This window comes from Delftia sp. K82, assembly GCF_002193035.1.
GTDB lineage: Bacteria > Pseudomonadota > Gammaproteobacteria > Burkholderiales > Burkholderiaceae_C > Comamonas > Comamonas acidovorans.
This window is the reverse complement of record NZ_MYFL01000001.1, coordinates 1,425,892-1,445,491: the sequence shown is the minus strand read 5'-3', so window position 1 is coordinate 1,445,491 and position 19,600 is coordinate 1,425,892. Positions and strand designations below refer to the sequence as shown.

The window sequence follows — 19,600 nt, the reverse complement described above, 5'->3', positions numbered from 1 at the left end:
CAAATAATGTTGCATGAAACAGAACAGCCAATTCTCGGACGTCCTCCATGTGCTGCTGCACATGGCCGAGGGCGATGGACCTGCCACCTCCGACATGCTCGCCGCCGCGCTGCAAACCAACCCGGTCGTGCTGCGCCGGCTGATGTCGGGCCTGCGCGATGCAGGCCTTGTCACCTCCGCCAAGGGCCATGGCGGGGGCTGGGTGCTTTCTTGCGAACTGGACCGCACCACGCTGCGCGACGTGCATGAGGCCCTGGGCGCGCCCGGCCTGGTGGCGCTGGGCTTCAGGGAAGACCGGCCCGAATGCCTGGTCGCCCAGGCCGTGAACGAAGCCCTGAGCAACGCCGTGCAGCAGGCCGAGGCCGCCCTGCTTGCACGCCTGGGCACGGTGACGCTGGCTGCCCTGTCCCATGACTTCCACGCCCGCCTGGCCCGCCATCGCGCAGCAGGCGGCCAGGGTTGGCACCAACTGCAGGAGCACTCGCATGAAACACGTTGATTTCGCCGTCATCGGCGGCAGCTATGCCGGCCTGTCCGCCGCGCTGCAACTGGCGCGTGCGCGCCGCCAGGTGCTGGTGGTCGATGCCGGGCTGCGGCGCAACCGCTTCGTGGACCAGGCCGGCGAGACATCGCACGGCTTTCTCACCCAGGATGGCGTCGCCCCCGCCCAGATCGCCGCCCAGGCCCGGCAGCAGCTGATGGCCTATCCCACCGTGCAGTGGCTGGACGGCACGGCCGAAGACGCCCGCGTGGCGCCCGATGGCCGGCTGGAGTTCCGTGCAGCGGGCACGGCCATCAGCGCTGCCCGCCTCGTCCTGGCGCCGGGCGTGCATGACAGCCTGCCGCCCGTGCCGGGACTGGCCGAGCGCTGGGGCCGCAGCGTCTTTCACTGCCCTTACTGCCACGGCTACGAGATGAATGCGGGCCGCATCGGCATCATCGCCAGCTCGGCCCTGGCCCACCACCACGCCGTCATGCTGCCCGACTGGGGCCAGACCACGCTGCTGCTCAACGGCGCCTACACGCCCGGCGCCGAAGAACTTTCCACCCTTGCGCGCCGGGGCACCCAGGTGGAGACCACGCCCATCGCCCGCCTGGAAGGCCGGGCCGACGTGGTGCTGCAGGACGGCCGCCGCCTGGTGATGGACGGCCTGTTCACCCAGCCGCGCACCCGCATCGCCAGCCCCGTGGCCGAGCAGTTGGGCTGCGCCCTGGAAGAAGGCCCCATGGGCACCTTCATCAAGGTCGCGGAAGGCCAGGCCACCAGCGTCCCCAACGTGTTCGCCTGTGGCGACGCGGCCCGCGCGGCCGGCAACGTGGCCATGGCGGTGAGCGATGGCGCCATGGCGGGCATTGGCGCGCACCGGTCGATGATGGGGTGGTGATGGGGTGGTGATGGGGCGGGCCTTGGGCCCGTGCATGGAAGTAGATCAACGGCCCAACGGACGATGCGTGGATACAACAACTTCCCATGCTAACTAAATCCGTAAATATAATTAAGACTGATTCTCATTGACATCTACAACATCAAGAGTCCAGTCCATGCACACCACCAACGGCCGCGCGCTGCGGTTCAACTCCATTGTTCTGGCCATGCTGGCCGCCGGCGCCGGGTCCACGGCGATCGCACAGGATGCAGCGCAGGCGCCGACCGCAACGACGCCGACGCTGTCGCAGATCGACGTGCGCGACAAGTACGAGCGCGAGGACCTGCCCACGCTGGCACCGGGGCGCAAGGCCGCCAAGGGTGCACGCCTGGGCATTCTGGGCGCCACCTCCATCGTGGACGCGCCGGTGCATGTCAACGCCTACACCCGCGAGCTGGCCGAGGACTGGTCCGCCCTGTCGCTGCAGGATGTGCTGGAAAACGATGCGGCCGTGGTCTTCACCACCAACAAGGGACACCTGCTGCAGAACTTCAACCTGCGCGGCCTGGATGTGACGGCCATGGACATCGCCACCAACGGCCTGTACGGCGTGGCGCCGGCCAATTCGGTGCCCATCGAGATGTTCGAGCGCGTGGAGGTGATGCGCGGCCCCAACGTGCTGCTGTCCGGCATGCCGCCGCTGGCCAGCGTGGCCGGCTCCGTCAACATGGTCACCAAGCGCGCACTGGCCCAGCCCATGGCCGACCTGACCGCCACCTACGTCTCGGACTCCTACCTGCAGATGCATGCCGACGTGGGCAGGCGCTTCGGCCCCGAGCAGCGGCTGGGCCTGCGCTTCAACGGCGTCTACGGCTCGGGCGACATGGGTGCCAAGGATGAGAGCCAGAAGCGCCGCGTGGGCGCCATGGGCCTGGACTACCTGGGCGACAGGGCCCGCTTCTCGCTGGACCTGTACAACAGCATCACCAAGATCGACGGCGGCAGCCCGGGCATGTTCAGCTTCCTGGGCAGCGCGGCCATCCCCGGCGTGGGCCGGCTGCTGGCACCGCCCAGCGGCGACGTGAACATGTTCCGCGGCACCCACGGCCAGTACGACAACAGCGGCCTGCTGGCGCGTGCCGAGGTGGACTTCACGCAGAACTGGCAGGGCTATTTCGCCTTCGGCGCCTCCGAGGCGCAGGGCAAGGGCCTGCTGTTCGGCACCCGCGCCATCGTCACGGGCCTGGACGGCACCACGCGCGGCGCCATCTACAACGTGCATACCGAATCCGAGCGCCGCACGGCCGAGGGCGGCGTCATCGGCAAGCTGAGCACGGGCAGCGTGCAGCACCGGCTGCAACTGTCGTTCAACATCCTCAAGCACAAGGAAGGCACCTACAACACGGCCTGCAACTACTGCTATACCACCAACATGTACGAGCCGACGACGCCCACCTTCCCGGGGGCGCCGCAGTGGAAGGGCTACACCACCGAGAACGAATTCCGCTCGCTGGCCCTGGCCGACGTGATGAGCTTCGCCAACGACAAGGTGCTGCTGACGCTGGGCGCACGCCACCAGACGGTGAAGACGCCGCTGGTCAACGGCGTGTCGTCCAACTACAGCAAGAGCCGCGTCTCGCCCATGGCCGGCCTGGTCGTGCGGCCCTGGGGCGACAGCGTCTCGCTGTACGCCAACTACACAGAAGGCCTGGAGCCCGGCCGCACCGTGGGCGCGGGCTTTGCCAACACCGGCGAGACCCTGGCGCCCATGCAGACCAAGCAGGGCGAGGTGGGCGTGAAGCTGCAGGCGGGCCAGACCACGCACACGCTGAGCGCCTTCCGCATCGAAAAGCCGTCCATCATCACCAACAGCGGCAATGCCCAGGTGCTCGATGGCGAGCAGCGCCTCAAGGGCCTGGAATGGAGCGCCTTCGGCAAGCTCACCCAGACGCTGTCGCTGCTGGGCGGGGTGGAGTACATCAAGTCGCGCCAGATCAACTCCGGCCGTGAGAACTACGGCGTGCCCAAGCTGCGCGCGCGCATCGGCATCGACTGGGAAACGCCCGTGCAGGGCCTGTCGGTCGGCGGCCGCGTTCTGTACACCGGCTCGCAGTGGGTGGACTCCGGCAACAAGCTGCGCGCCCCGGCCTGGAACCGCTTCGACCTGATGGCCAAGTACGAGACCAGGTTCGGCGCCACGCCCGTGCGCTTCAATGCCAGCGTGGAGAACGTGACGGACAAGAACTACTGGATCGGCATGTTCACCGACGGTTTCGTCATGCCCGGCGCACCGCGCACCTTCAGGCTGTCGGCCACCGTGTCGTTCTGACCGCCTGACGCACTGCGCAGGCCACCCGGCGGGGCGCATGTGTCCCGCCGGGTCTTTTGCTTCCCACGATCGAATTTCCATGCCGCTCTTCACCGTCGCCGGCCTGCTTGCCACCTCGCTGGCCTGCCTGTGCATCTACGCCGCCTCGCCCAACCAGAGGCTATGGGCGGCCGCTTGGCCGCGCCGGCCTGCCCTCCTGGCCGGTGGCGGCCTGCTCGCAGCGGGCTGGCTGGCATTCGCCCAGGACATGCGGATGCTGGCCGCCACGTTCACCTGGCTCACCCTGCTGATGCTGGCCTTTGCCCTGCTGCCCTATATCGGAGCGCTGTTCCATGGCCGACGCACACCCTGAGGCCCGCCCGCGCAAGCCAGCCCCAATCCGGCCGGACTGGATCTCCAAGACCCTGGCCGGCCTGCTGCTGGGCCCGGGCCTGGCGATCAGCGCCAGTGGCCTGCTGGCCGCCCTGCTGCACGGCATGCCGCTGGCAGTGAGCGGGCAGCTGGTCATGTGGCTGGTGCCGCCGGTCTGGCTGCTGGTGCAGTCCCTGGTGTATTTCTTTTCCAGCGGCCTGCGCGCCTGGGCCTGGCTGGGCGGGGCCAACGCGCTGGCCCTGGCCGCCTGGTGGCTGGTGCGCGCGGCAATGCACAGCAGCGCAGGAGGCCTGTCATGAGAGCCGACTACATCCGCATCTACAAATCCGTACACACCTGGACGGGCATCCTCAGCGGCATGGCCTTGTTCATCGCCTTCTACGCGGGTGCGCTGACGGTGTTCAAAGAACCCATCCGGCGATGGTCCACGCCGCCTGCCGCCGTGGTGCAGGCCGTGCCCATGGACGAGGTGCAGCCGCTGATCGCCCGGACCCTGGCCAGCACGCCGGCGGCCGCGCGCGGCGCCATCGTGCAGCTGCAGGGCGACAACGCCATACCGCGCCTGCAATGGCAGGTGCGCGATCCCAAGGCAGACGACCATGACGAAAGCGCCGTACGCCACTACACGGCCCAGCTGTCGGCCGACGGCAGCGTACAAGTCGATGAGCAGCGTCCGTCCCGCCTGGTGGAGTTCATCGACGTGCTGCACCGCGTGGTCGGCCTGCCCGTGGACTCGGACCCCAACCGCTGGATCATGGGCGCGATCTCGGCCCTGTACTTCCTGGCCCTGGTGTCGGGCGTGGTGATCCTGCTGCCCTCGCTGGTCAAGGACTTCTTCGCCCTTCGCGTGGGCAGGAACCTCAAGCGCATGTGGCTGGACGCGCACAACGTGGTGGGCATCGTCAGCCTGCCCTTTCACATCGTCATGGCTCTGAGCGCCGTGGTCTTCGCCTACCACGACCAGATCTTCGACGTGCAGGACAGGCTGATCCACGAAGGCCATTGGGCCCAGACCTTTGCGCGCCCCTCGGGCAAGGCCCCGGACGCGCCGGCACGCAATCCGGCCGACATGCTCAAACCCTCGCAGCTGGTGGAGATCGTCAAGGCCGCCGCGCCCGGCTTCGAGCCCGAAAGACTGCAGTACGCCCAGATCACCGGCCCCAAGCCCACCGTGCGCGTCTGGGGCAGGAATCCCCAGGCCGTATCGCCGCGCGCCGTGGGCGGCTTTGCCATGCTCGATCCCTACAGCGGCAAGCTGCTCTCGGCCGACTACCTCCCGGGCGGGCAGAGCACGCCCAACCTGTTCATCAGCAGCTTCTTCGCGCTGCACATGGCCTCCTTCGGCGGACTCGCGGTCTGGTGGCTGTACTTCCTGCTGGGCCTGGCCGGCGCGTGGCTGTTCTACGGCGGCAATCTGCTGTGGGTGGAGACGCGGCGCAAGGCCCAGCGCAAGGGCGCAGACTTGCCCGTGCAGCGGCGCGACACGGCCCTCATGGCCTCGGCCACCGTCGGCGTCTGCCTGGGCTGCGTGGCCGGTATTTCCGCCACCATTGCCGCCGCCAAGTGGCTGCCGGGCCGCGTCGATGACCTGGCCGCATGGCACATGGGCATCTACTACGCCGTGTTCTTCACCAGCATGGCCTGGGCCTTCGTGCGCGGCGCGGCACGCGCGGCCCCGGCCTTGCTGTGGCTGGCCGCCGCCTGCACGGCCGCGATCGCGCTGTCATCGCTGCTGGGCTGGCTGGCGCCAGGCACCGGCGCGTGGGTGGACACCTCGCTGATCGGCCTGGACCTGACGGCCGTGGCCGGCGTGCTGGCCCTGGCCTGGATGGCGCGTGCCACGGCACGGCGCACGCGCAGTGGCCCGCGGGACAGTGTGTGGTCCGCGCCGCGCGACAGGCCAGCGCATCAGGACACCAAGGACTCACCGGCACCGGCCAGCTGACTTGGCCGACACGCCATGGGAGTGCGCAGGTGGGCCGGTTGCCTGGTGGGCCGGCCCATCCCCGCTGCTGTGTCTATCCGAAAATGGCGCCGCCCGCATCCAGCGAGGGCGGCCGCAGAAGATCGGCATTGACGCCCATGGCCTCGCTGGCCCGCTCCACGGCCTGCCAAAGGGGGGCGGGCATCTGCAGTATTTCTTCGGGGGAGTTCGCGCGGGCAATCCAGTCGCTGATCTCAACGTGCTGCTCGGGGGTGAGCAGGTCCAGGTTCAGCATTTCGTCAATGGTCTTCATCGGGTGTCGGTCTGTCGCTCTTGTGCGGGAGATATGCGGGAGAGGTGCGGGAGATGTGTGGGAGATATATGGGCGAGGTGCGGAAAGGAAAACGCCCGTGCATTGTCAGCGGTCCGCGGCAGGCAGTCGCTGCAGCAGGGCATCGCGTGCGCGCAGGCCGGCATTGGGCTTTTGCGCCTGCTCATCCTGGATCAGCGTGGCGAACACCAGCCTGCGCTGGTCCTTGGTGGCCCAGCCCACATACCAGCCGTAGGCCCGGCTGGCATCGTAGCGGTTGTCGCTGCCGGGCGACCCGGTGCCGGTCTTGCCATGCACGGTCCAGCCGTCCACAGGCACGGGGTGCCGGGTGATGCGCGCAGTCATGTCGATGGCCTGACTGCTCACAGACAGTTCCCGGCGCACGATCTTGCGCATGAAGGCCACCTGCTCGGCCGCCGAGATGCGCAGCGAGGACACCACCCACGCGCCGTTGTGGCCGGCATGGGCCACGGCAACGGCGGAGACATCCTCGTTGCCGTACTGGAAGGCCCTCACGTAGGCGCCAAACCGCTGCTGGCCCAGCTCCCGCGCCACCTGCTGCGAGTACCAGAACACCGAGTCCTTCATCCAAGCCTGGGGCGTGATCTCGCGCCGCCAGGCATCGCCGCCCCAGTCCGGATACTCCGGTTGGTACGGCCACGCGGGCCGGGATTCGTCCTGCAGGATGCCGGCGTCATAGCCCATCAGGCTGATGGCGATCTTGAAGGTGGAGGCCGGCGTGACCCGCTCGGCGCACGCCGGGCCGCTGTGCACCAGGGACTGCCCCGTGTCGGCGTCGGCGACGAGGGTGCACAGTTCGTGCGCGCAAGCGGGAAGGCAAAAAAATGCTGCCACGACCGTGGCAGCGGACCCAGGAAATCCATGCATGTGCTGTGTACTGTGTGCTGTCTGATGCAGTGTTAGTGTCTGGCGCGCGATCATAGATGCGCGCGCAGCCTTCGCAACGCCCATGCAGCAAACATCCCCCACAGCGTCCTCGGCGGCCGCGTCAGGAACGCGCCGAGGGCAAGGGCTTAGGGCTTTAGCCTTTGAGGCCCTGAGGGCCGGTCAGCCAGCCTCCGCCTCCTGCAGCTGCCGCCACATCACCTTGCCGCTGCCGCTCTTGGGCAGGGCCTTGACGAACTGCACGATCTTGGGCGCCTTGTAGACGGCCATGTTCTCGCGGCACCACTGGATGATGTCCTCGGCCGTGGTGTCTTCCTTGCCGGCACGCAGCACGACGACCGCCTTCACCGACTCGCCGCGGTAGGCGTCGCGCGTGGAGATCACGCAGGCTTCCTGGATGGCGGGGTGGCGGAACATCAGCGATTCGACCTCGGCCGGCCAGACCTTGAAGCCGCTGGCGTTGATCATGCGCTTGAGGCGGTCGGTGATGAAGTAGTAGCCGTCCTCGTCCACGTGGCCCAGGTCGCCGGTGCGAAAGAAGCGCTTGCCGTCGATCTCCATGAAGACCTGGGCCGTGGCGTCGGGTCGCTTCCAGTAGCCGTCGAAGACCTCAGGGCCGTGGACGACGATTTCGCCCTGCTCGCCCTGCGGGACATCGGCGCCGGTTTCGGGGTCGATGACACGCGCCTCGGTGCTCATGAAGGGAATGCCCAGGCATTGCTGCTTGGGATGCTCGAACGGGTTGCTGTGCGTGGGCGCGGCCGTCTCGGTCAGGCCGTAGCCCTCGCTGAAGCGCAGGCCGTATTGCTCCAGCAGGCGCTGGGCCACGGCCTGTGGCATGGCCGCACCACCACCGCCGATGTACTTGAGGCTGGTGAGGTCGAATTGCGCAAAGTTGGGGCTGCCCAGCAGGTCGATGACCATGGTGGGGATGTTGGTCCAGCTGGTGACCTGGTAGCGAGAGATCAGCCGCCCCGCCAGCTCGCGGTCCCAGCGTGGCATGACGACCAGGGTGGCGCCCACGAAGATGGCCGTGTGCAGCACCGAGACCATTCCCGTGATGTGGAACATGGGCACGACGGCCAGGACCACGGTCTCGCTGGTGCCGCTGCCCCAGTAGCTGCCCGCCACGGCGTTGTGGTTGATGGAGCGGTGCGGGTGCATGCAGCCCTTGGGATGGCCCGTGGTGCCGCTGGTGTAGGGCAGCACGGCCATGTCGTCGCGGCCCACCACATGGGGCGGCGCGGCGTCGGTACAGGCCAGGGCCTGCTGCCAGGTGTGGACGCTGCCGCCATCGAGCACGGCCGGCTCACGCCGGGTGAGCAGCCAGTCGTGCCACTGCACGGGCGGGGCGTCGTCGCCCTGCACCCCGGCATCGAAGGCGTCCGTGAACTGGGTGACGACCAGGTGCTCCAGCCGCTGGCCGGGCGCCAGCGCATTGCTGGCCTTGGCCAGTTCGGGGGCCAGGTCGGCCGTGGTGATGGCGACCTTGGCGTCGGCGTCGGTGATGTAGTGCCTGAGCTCCTCGGCCATGTTCATGGGATTGACCGGCACCACCACCGCATTGGCGCGGAAGATGGCGTAGTGCGCCAGGATGAGCTGAGGCGTGTTCTGCATCAGCAAAATGACGCGGTCGCCGCGCTGCACGCCCAGGCTGTGCAGGTAGGCCGCCATGCGCTCCGTGCCCTCGCACAGCTCGCGGTAGCTGATGGAGCTGCCGAAGTAGCGGATGGCTGCCTTGTCCGGGTAGCGTCGCGCATTGACGGCCAGGTTGCCCCAGACGCTGGTGGCGGGCACGGTGATGGAATGGGGCAGGCGGCTGGGCCAGAAAGCGTGGTGCGCGGGCTGGGAGGGCATGGGTGGATGGGCTTTGAAGTGTCGGTGAGTGGAAGGGACGGCGGCAATCCGCCTTGCCAGCGAGGCTAGGCCCACACCCGCTTCCCGGCATTGGGGAAGGCCCCAGGAGATCGTCGCCAAAGTGACGCTTGAGCGCCCATGGCATACCGATGCCACCGCAACTCGCCTTGTGCTTTCGCAAGCCGGCCACGGGCACGCCACGGACACGCCACAAGTACGCCACAGGTACGATGGCGCCATGCCCTCCACGCCCGCCATGCCCCACCTGTCCCGCCTGCAGCTGTCGCTGCGCGATCTGCTGGCCCGCCACCGCAGCGCGGCCCTGGCCACCCAGCCCGCCGACTCCCCTGCCCCCGGGGCTGGCGATGCACTGCCCGCTCCCCGGCTGTCCATGGTGCCCTGGGCCTGGAATGCGCAGTTTGGCTGCTTTGTGCTGCACGTCAGCGCACTGGCAGCGCACACGCGGGCCATGGAGCTGCACCCGGCCGTCAGCCTGCTGGTATGCGCGGCCGAAATGGACGGCGAGGGCGTGCATGCACTGGAGCGCGTGGCCATTGAAGGCGTGGCCAGCACACCTCCGCCCGGCAGCGTGCTGGCCGATGGCGCGCGCGACAGCTATGTGCTGCGCTTCCCCGAAGCCGCGTTCATGACCGATCTGGGCGACTTCCGCTTTGTCTGCATCACGCCATCCATCGCCCGGCACGTGGCGGGTTTTGGCGCGGCGCGCGATGTGTCGGCCCATGACCTGATCGAAGCACTGAGCATCCAGGCCAGCTGACTCACTCGCCCCGCACGTGGGCCGCGATCAGGGCGCCCGCCGCATCGCCCTGCCCCGCCACGCAGGCGTGCACATGGTCTTCCCACATCTGGCCCTGCTGCTCCACCTGGGCATGGACAAAGCGCTGCAGCATGCGCCGGGGATCGTCGCAGCGCTCATAGGCATACGGATCGCCACGCGTGCACAGCGCCTTGAACTGCAGCCAGGCCGCCTGCCGCGTGACGGGCATGCCCTGCAGGCGCTGCCACTGGTGCAGCAGCTCATGGGCAAAGATGCCTGCGATCTGCGGATGCGACAGGCGCAGCGGCTGGCGCGGATCGGACTGCGTGAAGAAGGCGCGCGGCATGAAGATGCGCCCGCCATTCATGGACAGCGCCCTGCGCGTATCGCCCAGCCGCCGCTGGTACAGGCGCAGGCGCGGCAGCAGCGCATCGAGCGAGGCGCCGAAATGCGTGCGCACAAAGGCCTGCTCCTGCGCATCCAGTGGCCGGCTCCAGAAGACCATGCTCAGCCGCCCGGCCCCTGCCGATAGCGCCGCGCCATGAAATCCACAAACGCGCGCACGGCCGGGCGCAGATGCCGCGTGCGCGGATACAGCGCGTGGTAGCTGTACTGCCCCAGATGAAAACAGGGCAGCACCCGCACCAGTTGGCCGCGCTCCACGGCCGAGCGCACGGTATGCCAGGTCAGCGCCGCAATGCCCCGGCCAGCGCGTGCGGCCTCGAAGATGGTGGCCACCGAATCGGTGCGCAGCGCCGTGTGCGGCTGCACCTCGGTGACGGCGCCCTGCCCGGACACCACGCTCCAGCGCAATGGGGCCGGGCCCGCCGCAAAGGCCAGGGCGCGGTGCTCGGCCAATTGCTCGGGCGCCTGCACCACGCCCTGGCGCATCAGGTAGGCGGGCGACGCCACCAGCACCAGTGGCGAATGCGTGAGCAGGCGCGCCTGCAGCCCGCTGTCCGGCAATTGGCGGCTGATGCGCACGGCCGCATCCACGCCCTCAGCCACCAGGTCCACCAGCCGGTCGGTGCACAGCAGCTGCAGCTCCAGCTCGGGGAATTGCTGCTCGAACTCGGGCAGCCAGTCGCCCAGCTCGATGGCGCCCACGGCCAGCGGCAGCGTGATGCGCAACACGCCCGCCACGCGCGCACGGCGCTGTGCCAGCGCGGCCTCGGCCGCATCGAGCTGCTCCAGCAACTGCACACAACTGAGGTAGTAGCTGCGCCCCGCATCGGTCAGGCTCAGCCCGCGCGAATTGCGCTGCAGCAGCTGCGTGCCCAGCTCCGACTCCAGCCATTTGACATGGCGCGACGCCGTGGAATGCGTCATGCCCAGCCGGTCCTGGGCCGCCGTGAAACCCTGCGCGTCCACCACGCCGCAGAACACCCGCATGGCTTGCCATCTGTCCATTGCTCATGCACTCCTTTGGCGGGAATTGTGGAGCATGGACCGCCGATGCCGCCCAGCCCGCTCAGCGCAGCGCCAGCTCCAGGATGCCGTCCGTGGACAGCACATCGCCAAACACATCCTCGATCTCGGCCAGCGCGGCACGGTGCAGGCTGTCGGCGTCCACGGATTCGCCATTGCTGCGCGTGATGGCACGTGTGGCCACGGCATCGCTGGCCACGACGACCTCGAAGCCCAGCGGCGCGGCATCGCGTGCGGCGCCGGCCACGCAGGCGTGGGTCATGAGGCCGCAGATGACCACGGTGGTGATGCCACGCGAACGCAGCTGGTCGGCCAGGTCGGTGCCGACGAAGGCGCTGACGCTGCGCTTTTGCACCACGGTGTCGCCCGCGCGCGGCTGCAGGCCGGGGTGGAACTGGACGGCGCTGCCATTGATGGCGAACACGGGCGCACCTTCAGGGGCAATGTGCTGGATGTGGAACACGGCAACCTGCCCGGCATCGGCCCATTGCAGCAGGCGCCGGGCCTGCTCCAGGACCTGCGGGCCGCGCGGGATGGGCAGGCGGCCGCTGAAGTACTCGTTCTGGAAGTCGATGACCAGCAGCGCCGTGGCACCCCGTGGCAACTGGCTGCGCCCCGGCGCGCCGGACAGGGCGCGGAGGGTGGGATGGCTGGTGGATTGGATGGCCTGGCTGGCCTGTTCTGCGAGGGACATGCAGTGCTCCTGAAAACGGGAAGTGGTTGATGCCTGCAGTCTAGAAACGCACAGGGCCCGCCGCAATGCCATGGAGCGGCCAGCATCTGTGCAGGTTCTGCACAGATCACCCATGCTTTGAAAAATGCCCCATCTCAGTGATGGCGCAAACGGCCTTGCATCGCTCCAACCGGCCGCGTGCCGGTGAAGGTGGCGATGCCGCATTGAAACATGGCCTGCGGCCCTCCCGCTCAAGAAAGGGCCGCAGGCCGGCACGGCGCTAGTTCTGCAGCTGCTGCCAGACCTTGTCCAGCCGCTTGATGCTGACCGGGTACGGCGTGCGCAGCTCCTGGGCGAAGAAGCTCACGCGCAGCTCCTCCAGCATCCAGCGGTACTCCTGCATGCGCGCATCGATGTGGCCCTTGCGCTCGGCCACCAGGCGCCAGTAGCGCTGCTCCAGCGGGCGCAGCTCGGTCAGGCGGCTGGCGTCACGCGCAGGGTCGGCGCGGTACTTGTCCAGGCGGCTGGTGATGGCCTTGAGGTAGCGCGCATAGTGCTGCAGCTGGGTCCAGGGCGCGGCCGCGATGAAGTTCTTGGGCACCAGGCGCTGCAGTTGCTGGGCGGCGTCGGCCGTGGCGTCAGACGCGTTCTTGGTGTCCTTGATCTTGCGCTGCGCCGCCGCGTACTCGACCAGGATGGTGGAGGCCATGCGCGCCACCTCGTTGGCGATCAGCGTCAGCCGGCCGCGTCCGTCCTGCACGCGCTGCTTGAATTGCGCGTCGTTGGTGGGCAGCGGCTCCTGCAGGAAGGCGCGGTCTATGGCCACGTCGATGATCTGCTCGCGCAGTTCCTCCTGCGTGCCCAGCGGCATGTAGGCAACGGCCATCTTCTGCAGGTCTGGAATGTTCTTTTCCAGGTACTTGAGTGCATCGCGGATCTGCAGCGCGAACAGGCGGCGCAGGCCCACGCGGTGGCGTGCGGCCGCAACCTCGGGTTCGTCGAAGACCTCGATGCCGGCGGCATCGCCGTGGTCGATCAGTGCCGGAAAGCCGATCAGCGTCTGCCCGCCCCGGCCGATCTCCATCAGCTCGGGCAGCTCGCCAAAGCTCCATTCCTTGTAGCGGCTGTCGGCGGGCTGGCTGGGCTTGGCATTCCTGGCAGGCGTGGCCTGGTCGGGCTTTTCCGCCTTGGCAGCGGGCGCAGGCTTCCTGCCGGTTTCGGGCGCGGTGGCAGCGTTGGCAGCGGGTGCAGGGGCCTCTGTGACCGACGCCACCTTCAACGCGGCCAGCGCCTGGAAGGCGCCGCGCGCCTTGGCGCCCAGTTCGGCCTTGAGCGCGCCCAGGTTGCGGCCCTGGCCCAGCTGGCGTCCATGCTCGTCCGTGATGCGGAAGTTCATGAACAGGTGCGGGCTGAGCATGTCCAGCTTGAAGTCGGCGCGCTTGACGTCCAGCGAGGTCTCGTCGCGCACCTGCTTGAGCAGGGCATCGATGAGCGATCCCTGGCCCCAGCGTTCGGGCGTGGTGAAGAGTTCGGCCAGGCGCTGGGCGCTTTCGGGCAGGGGCACGAAGCGGCTGCGCGGGCGCTGCGGCAGGCTCTTGAGCAGGGCCTGGAGCTTGTCCTTGAGCATGCCGGGCACCAGCCATTCCACGCGCTCGTCGCTGACCTGGTTGAGCACGAACAGCGGCACGGTGACGGTGATGCCGTCGCGCGCGTCGCCCGGGCTGTGCAGGTAGCTGGCCGTGCAGTCCACGCCGCCGAGCTTGACCACCTTGGGAAAGGCCTGGGTGGTGATGCCGGCCGCCTCGTGGCGCATCAGCTCGTCGCGCGACAGGCGCAGCAGGTCGGCGTTTTCCTTGGCCGCCTCGCGGAACCAATGGTCGAAGGTGGCGCCGCTGAACACGTCCTTGGGGATCTGCTGGTCGTAGAAGGCGTAGATCAGCTCGTCATCGACCAGCACGTCCTGGCGGCGGCTCTTGTGCTCCAGCTCCTCGACCTTGCGCACCAGCTTGAGGTTGGCGGGCAGGAAGTGCCAGCGCGTATCCCACTGGCCCTCCACCAGGGCCTGGCGGATGAAGATCTCGCGCGCGGACTGCGGATCGATGCGGCCATAGCTCATGCGCCGGCCGTTGTAGACCACCAGGCCGTAGAGCGTGGCGCGCTCCAGCGCCACCACGTCGGCCTGGTTCTTGGACCAGTGCGGATCGAGCAGCTGCTTCTTGAGCAGGTGGGCGCCGACTTCCTCCAGCCACTGCGGATCGATGGCGGCGATGCCCCGGCCGTACAGGCGCGAGGTTTCCACCAGTTCGGCCGCCACGATCCAGCGCCCGGGCTTCTTGGACAGGTGGGCGCCCGGGTGCGGGTAGAAGCGGATGCCGCGCGCGCCCAGGTAGGCGTCGCTTTCATCGCCCTTGTAGCCCAGGTTGCCAAGCAGGCCGGACAGCATGGACAGGTGCACGGCGTCGTAGCCTGCGGCCTCGGTGTTGATCTTCCACTTGTGCTCGTTGACCACGGTCAGCAGCTGCGAGTGGATGTCGCGCCATTCGCGCACGCGGCGGATGTTGATGAAGTTCTGGCGCAGCAGCTGCTCCCACTGGCGGTTGCTGAGCTTGTGCGAGGGCTCGTCATCCGTACCGGGACCGGTGTCCTGCGGATGGAAGGCCGCCAGCGCCTCGGCCGCCGGGGCGGCCACGCTCTGCCCGCCGCTGCGCTGGGCCACGGGCAGGAAGGCGGCATTGCGCGCCGATGGCTTGGCGGCCGGGGCCTGGGCGCCGGCCATTTCCTTGCGGCTCTTGGCCACCACCTTGCCGCCGCGCGCATCCTGCAGCCATTTCCACAGGCGCAGGTAGCCGCTGAATTCGCTTTTCTCGTCGTCGAACTTGGCGTGCTGCTGGTCGGCCTGCTGCTGGGCCTCCAGCGGCCGGTCGCGCACGTCCTGCACGGACAGGGCCGAGGCAATGACCAGCACCTCGGCCACGGCGCCGCGCGTGCGCGCCTCCAAAATCATGCGGCCCACGCGCGGGTCCAGCGGCAGGCGCGACAGCTCGCGGCCCATGGGCAGCAGCTCGCCGCGCTCGTCCACGGCGCCCAGCTCGCCCAGCAATTGGTAGCCGTCGGCAATGGCGCGGCCCGAGGGCGATTCAAGGAAGGGGAAATTCACCACGTCGCCCAGGCCCAGCGACTTCATGCGCAGGATGACGCCGGCAAGCGAGGAGCGCAGGATTTCAGGGTCGGTGAAGCGCGCGCGCGTGCCGAAGTCAGCCTCGTCGTACAGGCGGATGCAGATGCCGTTGGCCACGCGGCCGCAACGGCCCGCGCGCTGGTTGGCCGCTGCCTGGCTGATGGGCTCGACCAGCAGCTGCTCAACCTTGCTGCGGAAGGAATAGCGCTTGACGCGCGCCGTGCCCGCATCGATCACATAGCGGATGCCGGGCACGGTCAGCGAGGTCTCGGCCACGTTGGTGGCCAGCACGATGCGCCGGCCCGTGTGGCTGTCGAAGATGCGGTCCTGCTCGGCCTGCGACAGGCGCGAGAACAGCGGCAGCACCTCGGCATGGCGCAGCACGGGCTGCTGTGCCAGGTGCTTGCGCAGGTGGTCGGCAGCCTCGCGGATCTCGCGCTCGCCGGGTAGGAACACCAGGATGTCGCCGCTGACGCCGCCGGACCACAGCTCGTCCACGCCCTCGGCGATGGCGTCATTGAGGTCGTGGTCGCGCTTTTCCTCGAAGGGGCGCCAGCGCATCTCCACGGGGTAGGTGCGGCCCGAGACCATGATCACCGGCGCAGGCCCCTTGGGGCCTTCGAAGTGCCTGGCAAATCGCTCGGCATCGATGGTGGCCGATGTCACCACCACCTTGAGGTCGGGGCGCCGGGGCAGGATCTGCTTGATGTAGCCCAGCAGGAAGTCGATGTTGAGACTGCGCTCGTGGGCCTCGTCGATGATGAGGGTGTCGTAGGCCTTGAGCAGCGGGTCGGTCTGCGTCTCGGCCAGCAGGATGCCGTCCGTCATCAGCTTGACCGAGGCGTCCTTGGACAGCCGGTCCTGGAAACGCACCTTGTAGCCCACCACATCGCCCAGCGGCGTGTTCAACTCCTCGGCAATGCGCTTGGCCACCGAGCTGGCGGCAATGCGGCGCGGCTGCGTGTGGCCGATCAGGTGGCCGCGCACCTGGCCCTTGTCGTCGGGCGTGGCGTTGACCTTGCCCCGGCCCAGCGCCAGCGCGATCTTGGGCAGCTGCGTGGTCTTGCCCGAGCCCGTCTCGCCGCACACGATGATGACCTGGTGCCGGTCCATGGCCTCCATGATTTCCTCACGGCGGGCGGATACGGGCAGGGATTCAGGGAAGCTGATCTTCAAAGGCATAAGGGGCTGGATTATCCCCGCGCCATGCCGACGGCGCCACGCGGCTGCAGATTTCCATACGCCTGCCCTGTGCCGCCCGCATGAAAACCCCCGCAGGCCAGGGCCTTCGCCAGTGCGGGCCGGCCGCATGCAAGGCATTGCGCACAATCGGCGCTCGCCTTGCCGCCCGCGCCCGGCGCTGGCCACCTCACCCGCCTTCCTCGATCTGCTCCCCATGGTTTCTCTTGCCGCCCTCGTCATCCCGCTATTGGCCCTGTGGCTGTGGTGGCCCGTCCGCCTGATGCCGCGCCGCGCACGCCTGATGGCGGCCGTCGCCACGGCGGCCCTGGGCTGCACGCCCGCCCTGCTGCTGGTGCTGCTGCGCGAGGGCACGGTCGAGTACCGCACGCTGGCCTATCTGCAGGTGCCGGGCGGCTGGGTGCTGGCCCTGCTGCTGATGCTGGCCGTCTTCATCGTGCTGCGCGACGGCCTCTGGGCGCTGGCCGCCGTGGCCCGGCGCGAGGACTGGAAGCAGCGCCTGCACGCGCCGCTGCTCACGGCCGGCGCCCTGGCCCTGGCGGGCCTGCTGTCGGCCTGGGGCGTGGCCAATGCACTGCGCCCGCCCGAGGTGCATGAGCGCACGCTGCGCCTGCCCGGCCTGCCCACCGGCCTGGAAGGCCTGCGCGTGGCCGTGCTGGCCGACATCCACGCCAGCCCCATCAACGACGCGCGCTATGTGCAGACCATCGTGGATCGCACGCTGGAGGCGCGGCCCGACCTCATCGTGCTGCCCGGCGACATGGTGGACGGCGACGTGGACAGCGGCCGTGCCAACGTCGCGCCGCTGGCGCAGCTCAAGGCACGCTACGGCGTGTGGGCGGCGCCCGGCAACCATGAGTACTACAGCGGCTACGACGCCTGGATGGCCGAATTCCGCCGCCTGGGCCTGAACCTGCTGGAAAACCGCATGCAGCTGATCGATGTGCAGGGCGCGCGCCTGGCGCTGTCGGGCATCGGCGATCCGGCCTATGGCCGCCTGTCGCGCCAGAACACCGACCCCTCCGTGGCCGAAGGCGTGCCGCCCGACATCGACACCGTGGCCCGCCAGGCCAAAGAGGCCGGTGCGCAATACCACCTGCTGCTGGCCCACCAGCCCAAGACCGCCCGTGACAACGCTGCCCACGGCGTGGGCCTGCAGCTGTCGGGCCATACGCACGGCGGCCTGATCCTGGGCATGGACCAATGGCTGGTGGCGCCCGCCAACGACGGCTTCGTGCGCGGCGAGTACGAAGTCGGCGCCATGAAGCTCTTCGTCAGCGCCGGCGCAGGCCTGTGGGCCGGCTTTGCCGTGCGCCTGGGCGTGCCGGCCAGCATCGACCTGCTGGTGCTGCGCGGCGCCTGATCCTACCCCGGAGGGCGGCGTGGACGGCTACCGCGCGAACACCATGCACACCGGGCTGGCGCAGTGGGTGCTGGCCAGCGGGCGCCAGGCGTCATCCCGGGCATGGCAGACGATGCTGTCGCTGTCCTCGTTGAGCACATAGAGCAGGCGCCCATCCGGCGAGGACGTGAAAAAGCGCGGCGTGCGCCCGCCCGAGGCGAAGCCGCCACTGGCGTGCAGCAGCCCCGTCAAAGGATCGACATCGAAGACCGCAATGCCGTCAGCGCCGCGATTGGACACCAGCACCTGCCGGCCGTCGCGCAAGACCTCGATGCCTGCCGCCCGGCTGTTGCCCACAAAGCGCTCCGGCAGGGTGGACAGAATCTGCAAGCCCTGCAGCGCCCCCGTGGCCGCATCGAAGCGGCAGGTGAGCACGGTGTTGTCCAGTTCGTTGACCACATAGGCGCAGGCCAGCGCAGGATGGAAGGCCATATGCCGCGGGCCCGAGCCTTCGCGGCAGTCCAGCCATGGCTGGGGCGCAGGCACCAGCCGCCCGTGCTCGAAGGCGAAGATGAAGATCCGGTCCTGCCCCTTGTCAGGCACCAGCACGAAGCGCCCGTCCGGCGAGAAGGGGTTGAAGTGCGGCTTGGCAAACGGCTGCTCCTTGCGATGCGGCCCGGGTTGGCCTGGTAGCGCAAGCCGCTGCTGCACGGAGCCCAGGCGCCCGTCCGGTGCAATCGGCATCACGGCCAGCGTACCGCCTGGCCCGCCATACCCCTGGTGGCCATCGCTGGCAGCCGGCTCGCCCAGATGGTCGGAGACCACCAACTGCCGTCCGCCCGGGGCGATGGCCAGGTGCACCGGGTTGCGCCCGCCGCAGTCCCGGGTCTGCAGCAACGCCAGGCGGCCCGTTGCGGTATCGCGTGCGAAGACGCTGACCTCATGGCCATCGCCATGCACGGTGTAGAGCCGGGTGCCGGCTGCATCGAGCGCCAGGAACGAGGGGTTGGAAAGCCCGTCCACGGTCTGCAGATGCTGCAGGACGCCCGTGGCTTCGTCCACGCGATAGACGGTGATGCCCTCGCCACGTGCGTCGCGCTCGCGCGTGGTGCGCGAACCCACGTAGGCGTACAGGGGGCGCGACGCTGAGGTGCTCATGCCGATGCGCCCGCCAGCGGTGCGACGGCCGCGCCCTGAATGCCATGGCGCTGCAGCGCCTCGGCCACAAAGCCGCAAGCCTTGGCCTCCTCCACAAAGGCCGCCAGCACGCGCAGGGCCTCATCGCCCCGCCCCTTGGGCAGGCCCATGGCCTGCTGGATCACCATGAAGCGGCCCGGCAGCAGGCGCAGGCCGGGCAGGCGTGCGGCATCGGCCTCCAATTGCTGCTTGACTCCGGCGGCCACGTCGGCCGTCGATTCCACAAAGGTCTGCACCACGGCGGGCGAGGAAACGGCGCGCTCTATCTGCGCATGCTTGAGCTCGCGGCTCAGGTACAGGTCATAGGCGCTGCCCTTGCCGACCACCACGGTGTGCCCGGCCCGGTCCACCTGGGCGTTGTCGGTCAGCGGCGAGTCCTGGCGCACCAGGTAGCTGCCCTCGATCAGCACATAGGGCGCGGTAAAGCCGATGCCCGCGCCACGCACGGGGTCCACGGCGAAGAAGCCGAAGTCGGCCTCCTCGCGCGTGACGGCATCCACCGACTTGGCGGCCGTATCGAAGACCACCAGTTCCAGCTCCAGCCCCAGCTGCTGCGCAAGGCGCCGGGCCAGGTCGATGGACACGCCTGCGGGCTGGCCATCGGCCTGCAGCCGCGCAAGGATGGGATTGCCGGTGTTGATGGAGGCGCGGATGCGGCCAAGCGGCGCGAGGGTGGACAGCAGCTGGGAGGAAAGGTTCATGGATGGCTCGCTTCAAG

17 protein-coding genes are annotated in these 19,600 nt (G+C 68.8%); 8 read left to right on the top strand and 9 right to left on the bottom strand.

The features are described from left to right. Positions 1 to 13: 13 nt before the first annotated feature. From KDK82_RS06225 to KDK82_RS06200, 6 genes are all read left to right on the top strand, one after another. Positions 14 to 499: an Rrf2 family transcriptional regulator gene (locus KDK82_RS06225; protein WP_063325713.1), complete on the top strand. Its 486-nt coding sequence runs from the start codon at positions 14 to 16 to the stop codon at positions 497 to 499. Next, positions 486 to 1,385, top strand: a complete 900-nt coding sequence (locus KDK82_RS06220; protein WP_088164285.1) for an NAD(P)/FAD-dependent oxidoreductase — start codon at positions 486 to 488, stop codon at positions 1,383 to 1,385. The genes KDK82_RS06225 and KDK82_RS06220 overlap by 14 nt, the downstream gene beginning before the upstream one ends. Positions 1,386 to 1,542: 157 nt before the next feature. Further along, positions 1,543 to 3,696: a TonB-dependent siderophore receptor gene (locus KDK82_RS06215; protein WP_088164284.1), complete on the top strand. Its 2,154-nt coding sequence runs from the start codon at positions 1,543 to 1,545 to the stop codon at positions 3,694 to 3,696. Between the two features lie 79 nt (positions 3,697 to 3,775). Then, entirely contained in the window at positions 3,776 to 4,048 is a 273-nt protein-coding gene (locus KDK82_RS06210; RefSeq protein ID WP_088164283.1) for a hypothetical protein, read from the top strand. Continuing rightward, positions 4,029 to 4,367: a hypothetical protein gene (locus tag KDK82_RS06205; protein ID WP_013801745.1), complete on the top strand. Its 339-nt coding sequence runs from the start codon at positions 4,029 to 4,031 to the stop codon at positions 4,365 to 4,367. Before KDK82_RS06210 ends, KDK82_RS06205 begins: the two co-directional genes overlap by 20 nt. Then, on the top strand, positions 4,364 to 6,013 hold the full coding sequence (locus tag KDK82_RS06200) for a PepSY domain-containing protein (RefSeq protein ID WP_088164282.1): 1,650 nt from the start codon (positions 4,364 to 4,366) through the stop codon (positions 6,011 to 6,013). The genes KDK82_RS06205 and KDK82_RS06200 overlap by 4 nt, the downstream gene beginning before the upstream one ends. Positions 6,014 to 6,086: 73 nt before the next feature. On the opposite strand, the gene KDK82_RS06195 is transcribed toward KDK82_RS06200, so the two are convergent. The 3 genes from KDK82_RS06195 to KDK82_RS06185 all read right to left on the bottom strand — a co-directional run bounded on the left by KDK82_RS06195 (position 6,087) and on the right by KDK82_RS06185 (position 9,086). Then, positions 6,087 to 6,305, bottom strand: coding sequence for a hypothetical protein (locus KDK82_RS06195; RefSeq protein ID WP_013801743.1), 219 nt, complete (start codon positions 6,303 to 6,305; stop codon positions 6,087 to 6,089). 105 nt (positions 6,306 to 6,410) lie between these two features. Next, the gene (blaOXA, locus tag KDK82_RS06190) at positions 6,411 to 7,211 is read right to left on the bottom strand and encodes a class D beta-lactamase (protein ID WP_088164281.1); all 801 of its coding nucleotides are present in this window, start codon (positions 7,209 to 7,211) and stop codon (positions 6,411 to 6,413) included. Positions 7,212 to 7,391: 180 nt separating this feature from the next. Further along, the gene (locus KDK82_RS06185; protein ID WP_088164280.1) at positions 7,392 to 9,086 is read right to left on the bottom strand and encodes a long-chain fatty acid--CoA ligase; all 1,695 of its coding nucleotides are present in this window, start codon (positions 9,084 to 9,086) and stop codon (positions 7,392 to 7,394) included. A gap of 238 nt (positions 9,087 to 9,324) precedes the next feature. Between KDK82_RS06185 and KDK82_RS06180 the strand changes: the two genes are divergently transcribed. Further along, positions 9,325 to 9,864, top strand: a complete 540-nt coding sequence (locus tag KDK82_RS06180; RefSeq protein WP_088164279.1) for a pyridoxamine 5'-phosphate oxidase family protein — start codon at positions 9,325 to 9,327, stop codon at positions 9,862 to 9,864. 1 nt (position 9,865) lies between these two features. On the opposite strand, the gene KDK82_RS06175 is transcribed toward KDK82_RS06180, so the two are convergent. The 4 genes from KDK82_RS06175 to hrpA all read right to left on the bottom strand — a co-directional run bounded on the left by KDK82_RS06175 (position 9,866) and on the right by hrpA (position 16,325). Next, positions 9,866 to 10,369 carry a hypothetical protein gene (locus KDK82_RS06175; RefSeq protein WP_088164278.1) on the bottom strand — a complete coding sequence of 168 codons (504 nt, stop codon included), beginning with the start codon at positions 10,367 to 10,369 and terminating at the stop codon, positions 9,866 to 9,868. 2 nt (positions 10,370 to 10,371) lie between these two features. Next, a complete protein-coding gene (locus tag KDK82_RS06170) occupies positions 10,372 to 11,274 on the bottom strand; it encodes a LysR family transcriptional regulator (RefSeq protein WP_088164277.1) in 903 nt (300 codons plus the stop codon). A 61-nt stretch (positions 11,275 to 11,335) separates the two neighbouring features. After that, positions 11,336 to 11,986 (bottom strand): cysteine hydrolase family protein, encoded by a 651-nt coding sequence (locus KDK82_RS06165; protein ID WP_088164276.1) that lies wholly within the window; start codon positions 11,984 to 11,986, stop codon positions 11,336 to 11,338. A gap of 259 nt (positions 11,987 to 12,245) precedes the next feature. Further along, positions 12,246 to 16,325 carry an ATP-dependent RNA helicase HrpA gene (gene hrpA, locus KDK82_RS06160; RefSeq protein ID WP_088164275.1) on the bottom strand — a complete coding sequence of 1,360 codons (4,080 nt, stop codon included), beginning with the start codon at positions 16,323 to 16,325 and terminating at the stop codon, positions 12,246 to 12,248. 214 nt (positions 16,326 to 16,539) lie between these two features. On the opposite strand from hrpA, the gene KDK82_RS06155 reads away from it, so the two are divergent. After that, a complete protein-coding gene (locus KDK82_RS06155; RefSeq protein ID WP_179217858.1) occupies positions 16,540 to 17,706 on the top strand; it encodes a metallophosphoesterase in 1,167 nt (388 codons plus the stop codon). Positions 17,707 to 17,733: 27 nt separating this feature from the next. Here the strand turns inward: KDK82_RS06155 and KDK82_RS06150 are convergent, their stop codons facing one another. Then, positions 17,734 to 18,843 (bottom strand): lactonase family protein, encoded by a 1,110-nt coding sequence (locus tag KDK82_RS06150; RefSeq protein WP_088164273.1) that lies wholly within the window; start codon positions 18,841 to 18,843, stop codon positions 17,734 to 17,736. Then, positions 18,840 to 19,583, bottom strand: a complete 744-nt coding sequence (locus tag KDK82_RS06145) for an ABC transporter substrate-binding protein (RefSeq protein WP_012206352.1) — start codon at positions 19,581 to 19,583, stop codon at positions 18,840 to 18,842. Before KDK82_RS06145 ends, KDK82_RS06150 begins: the two co-directional genes overlap by 4 nt. Positions 19,584 to 19,600 lie beyond the last annotated feature (17 nt).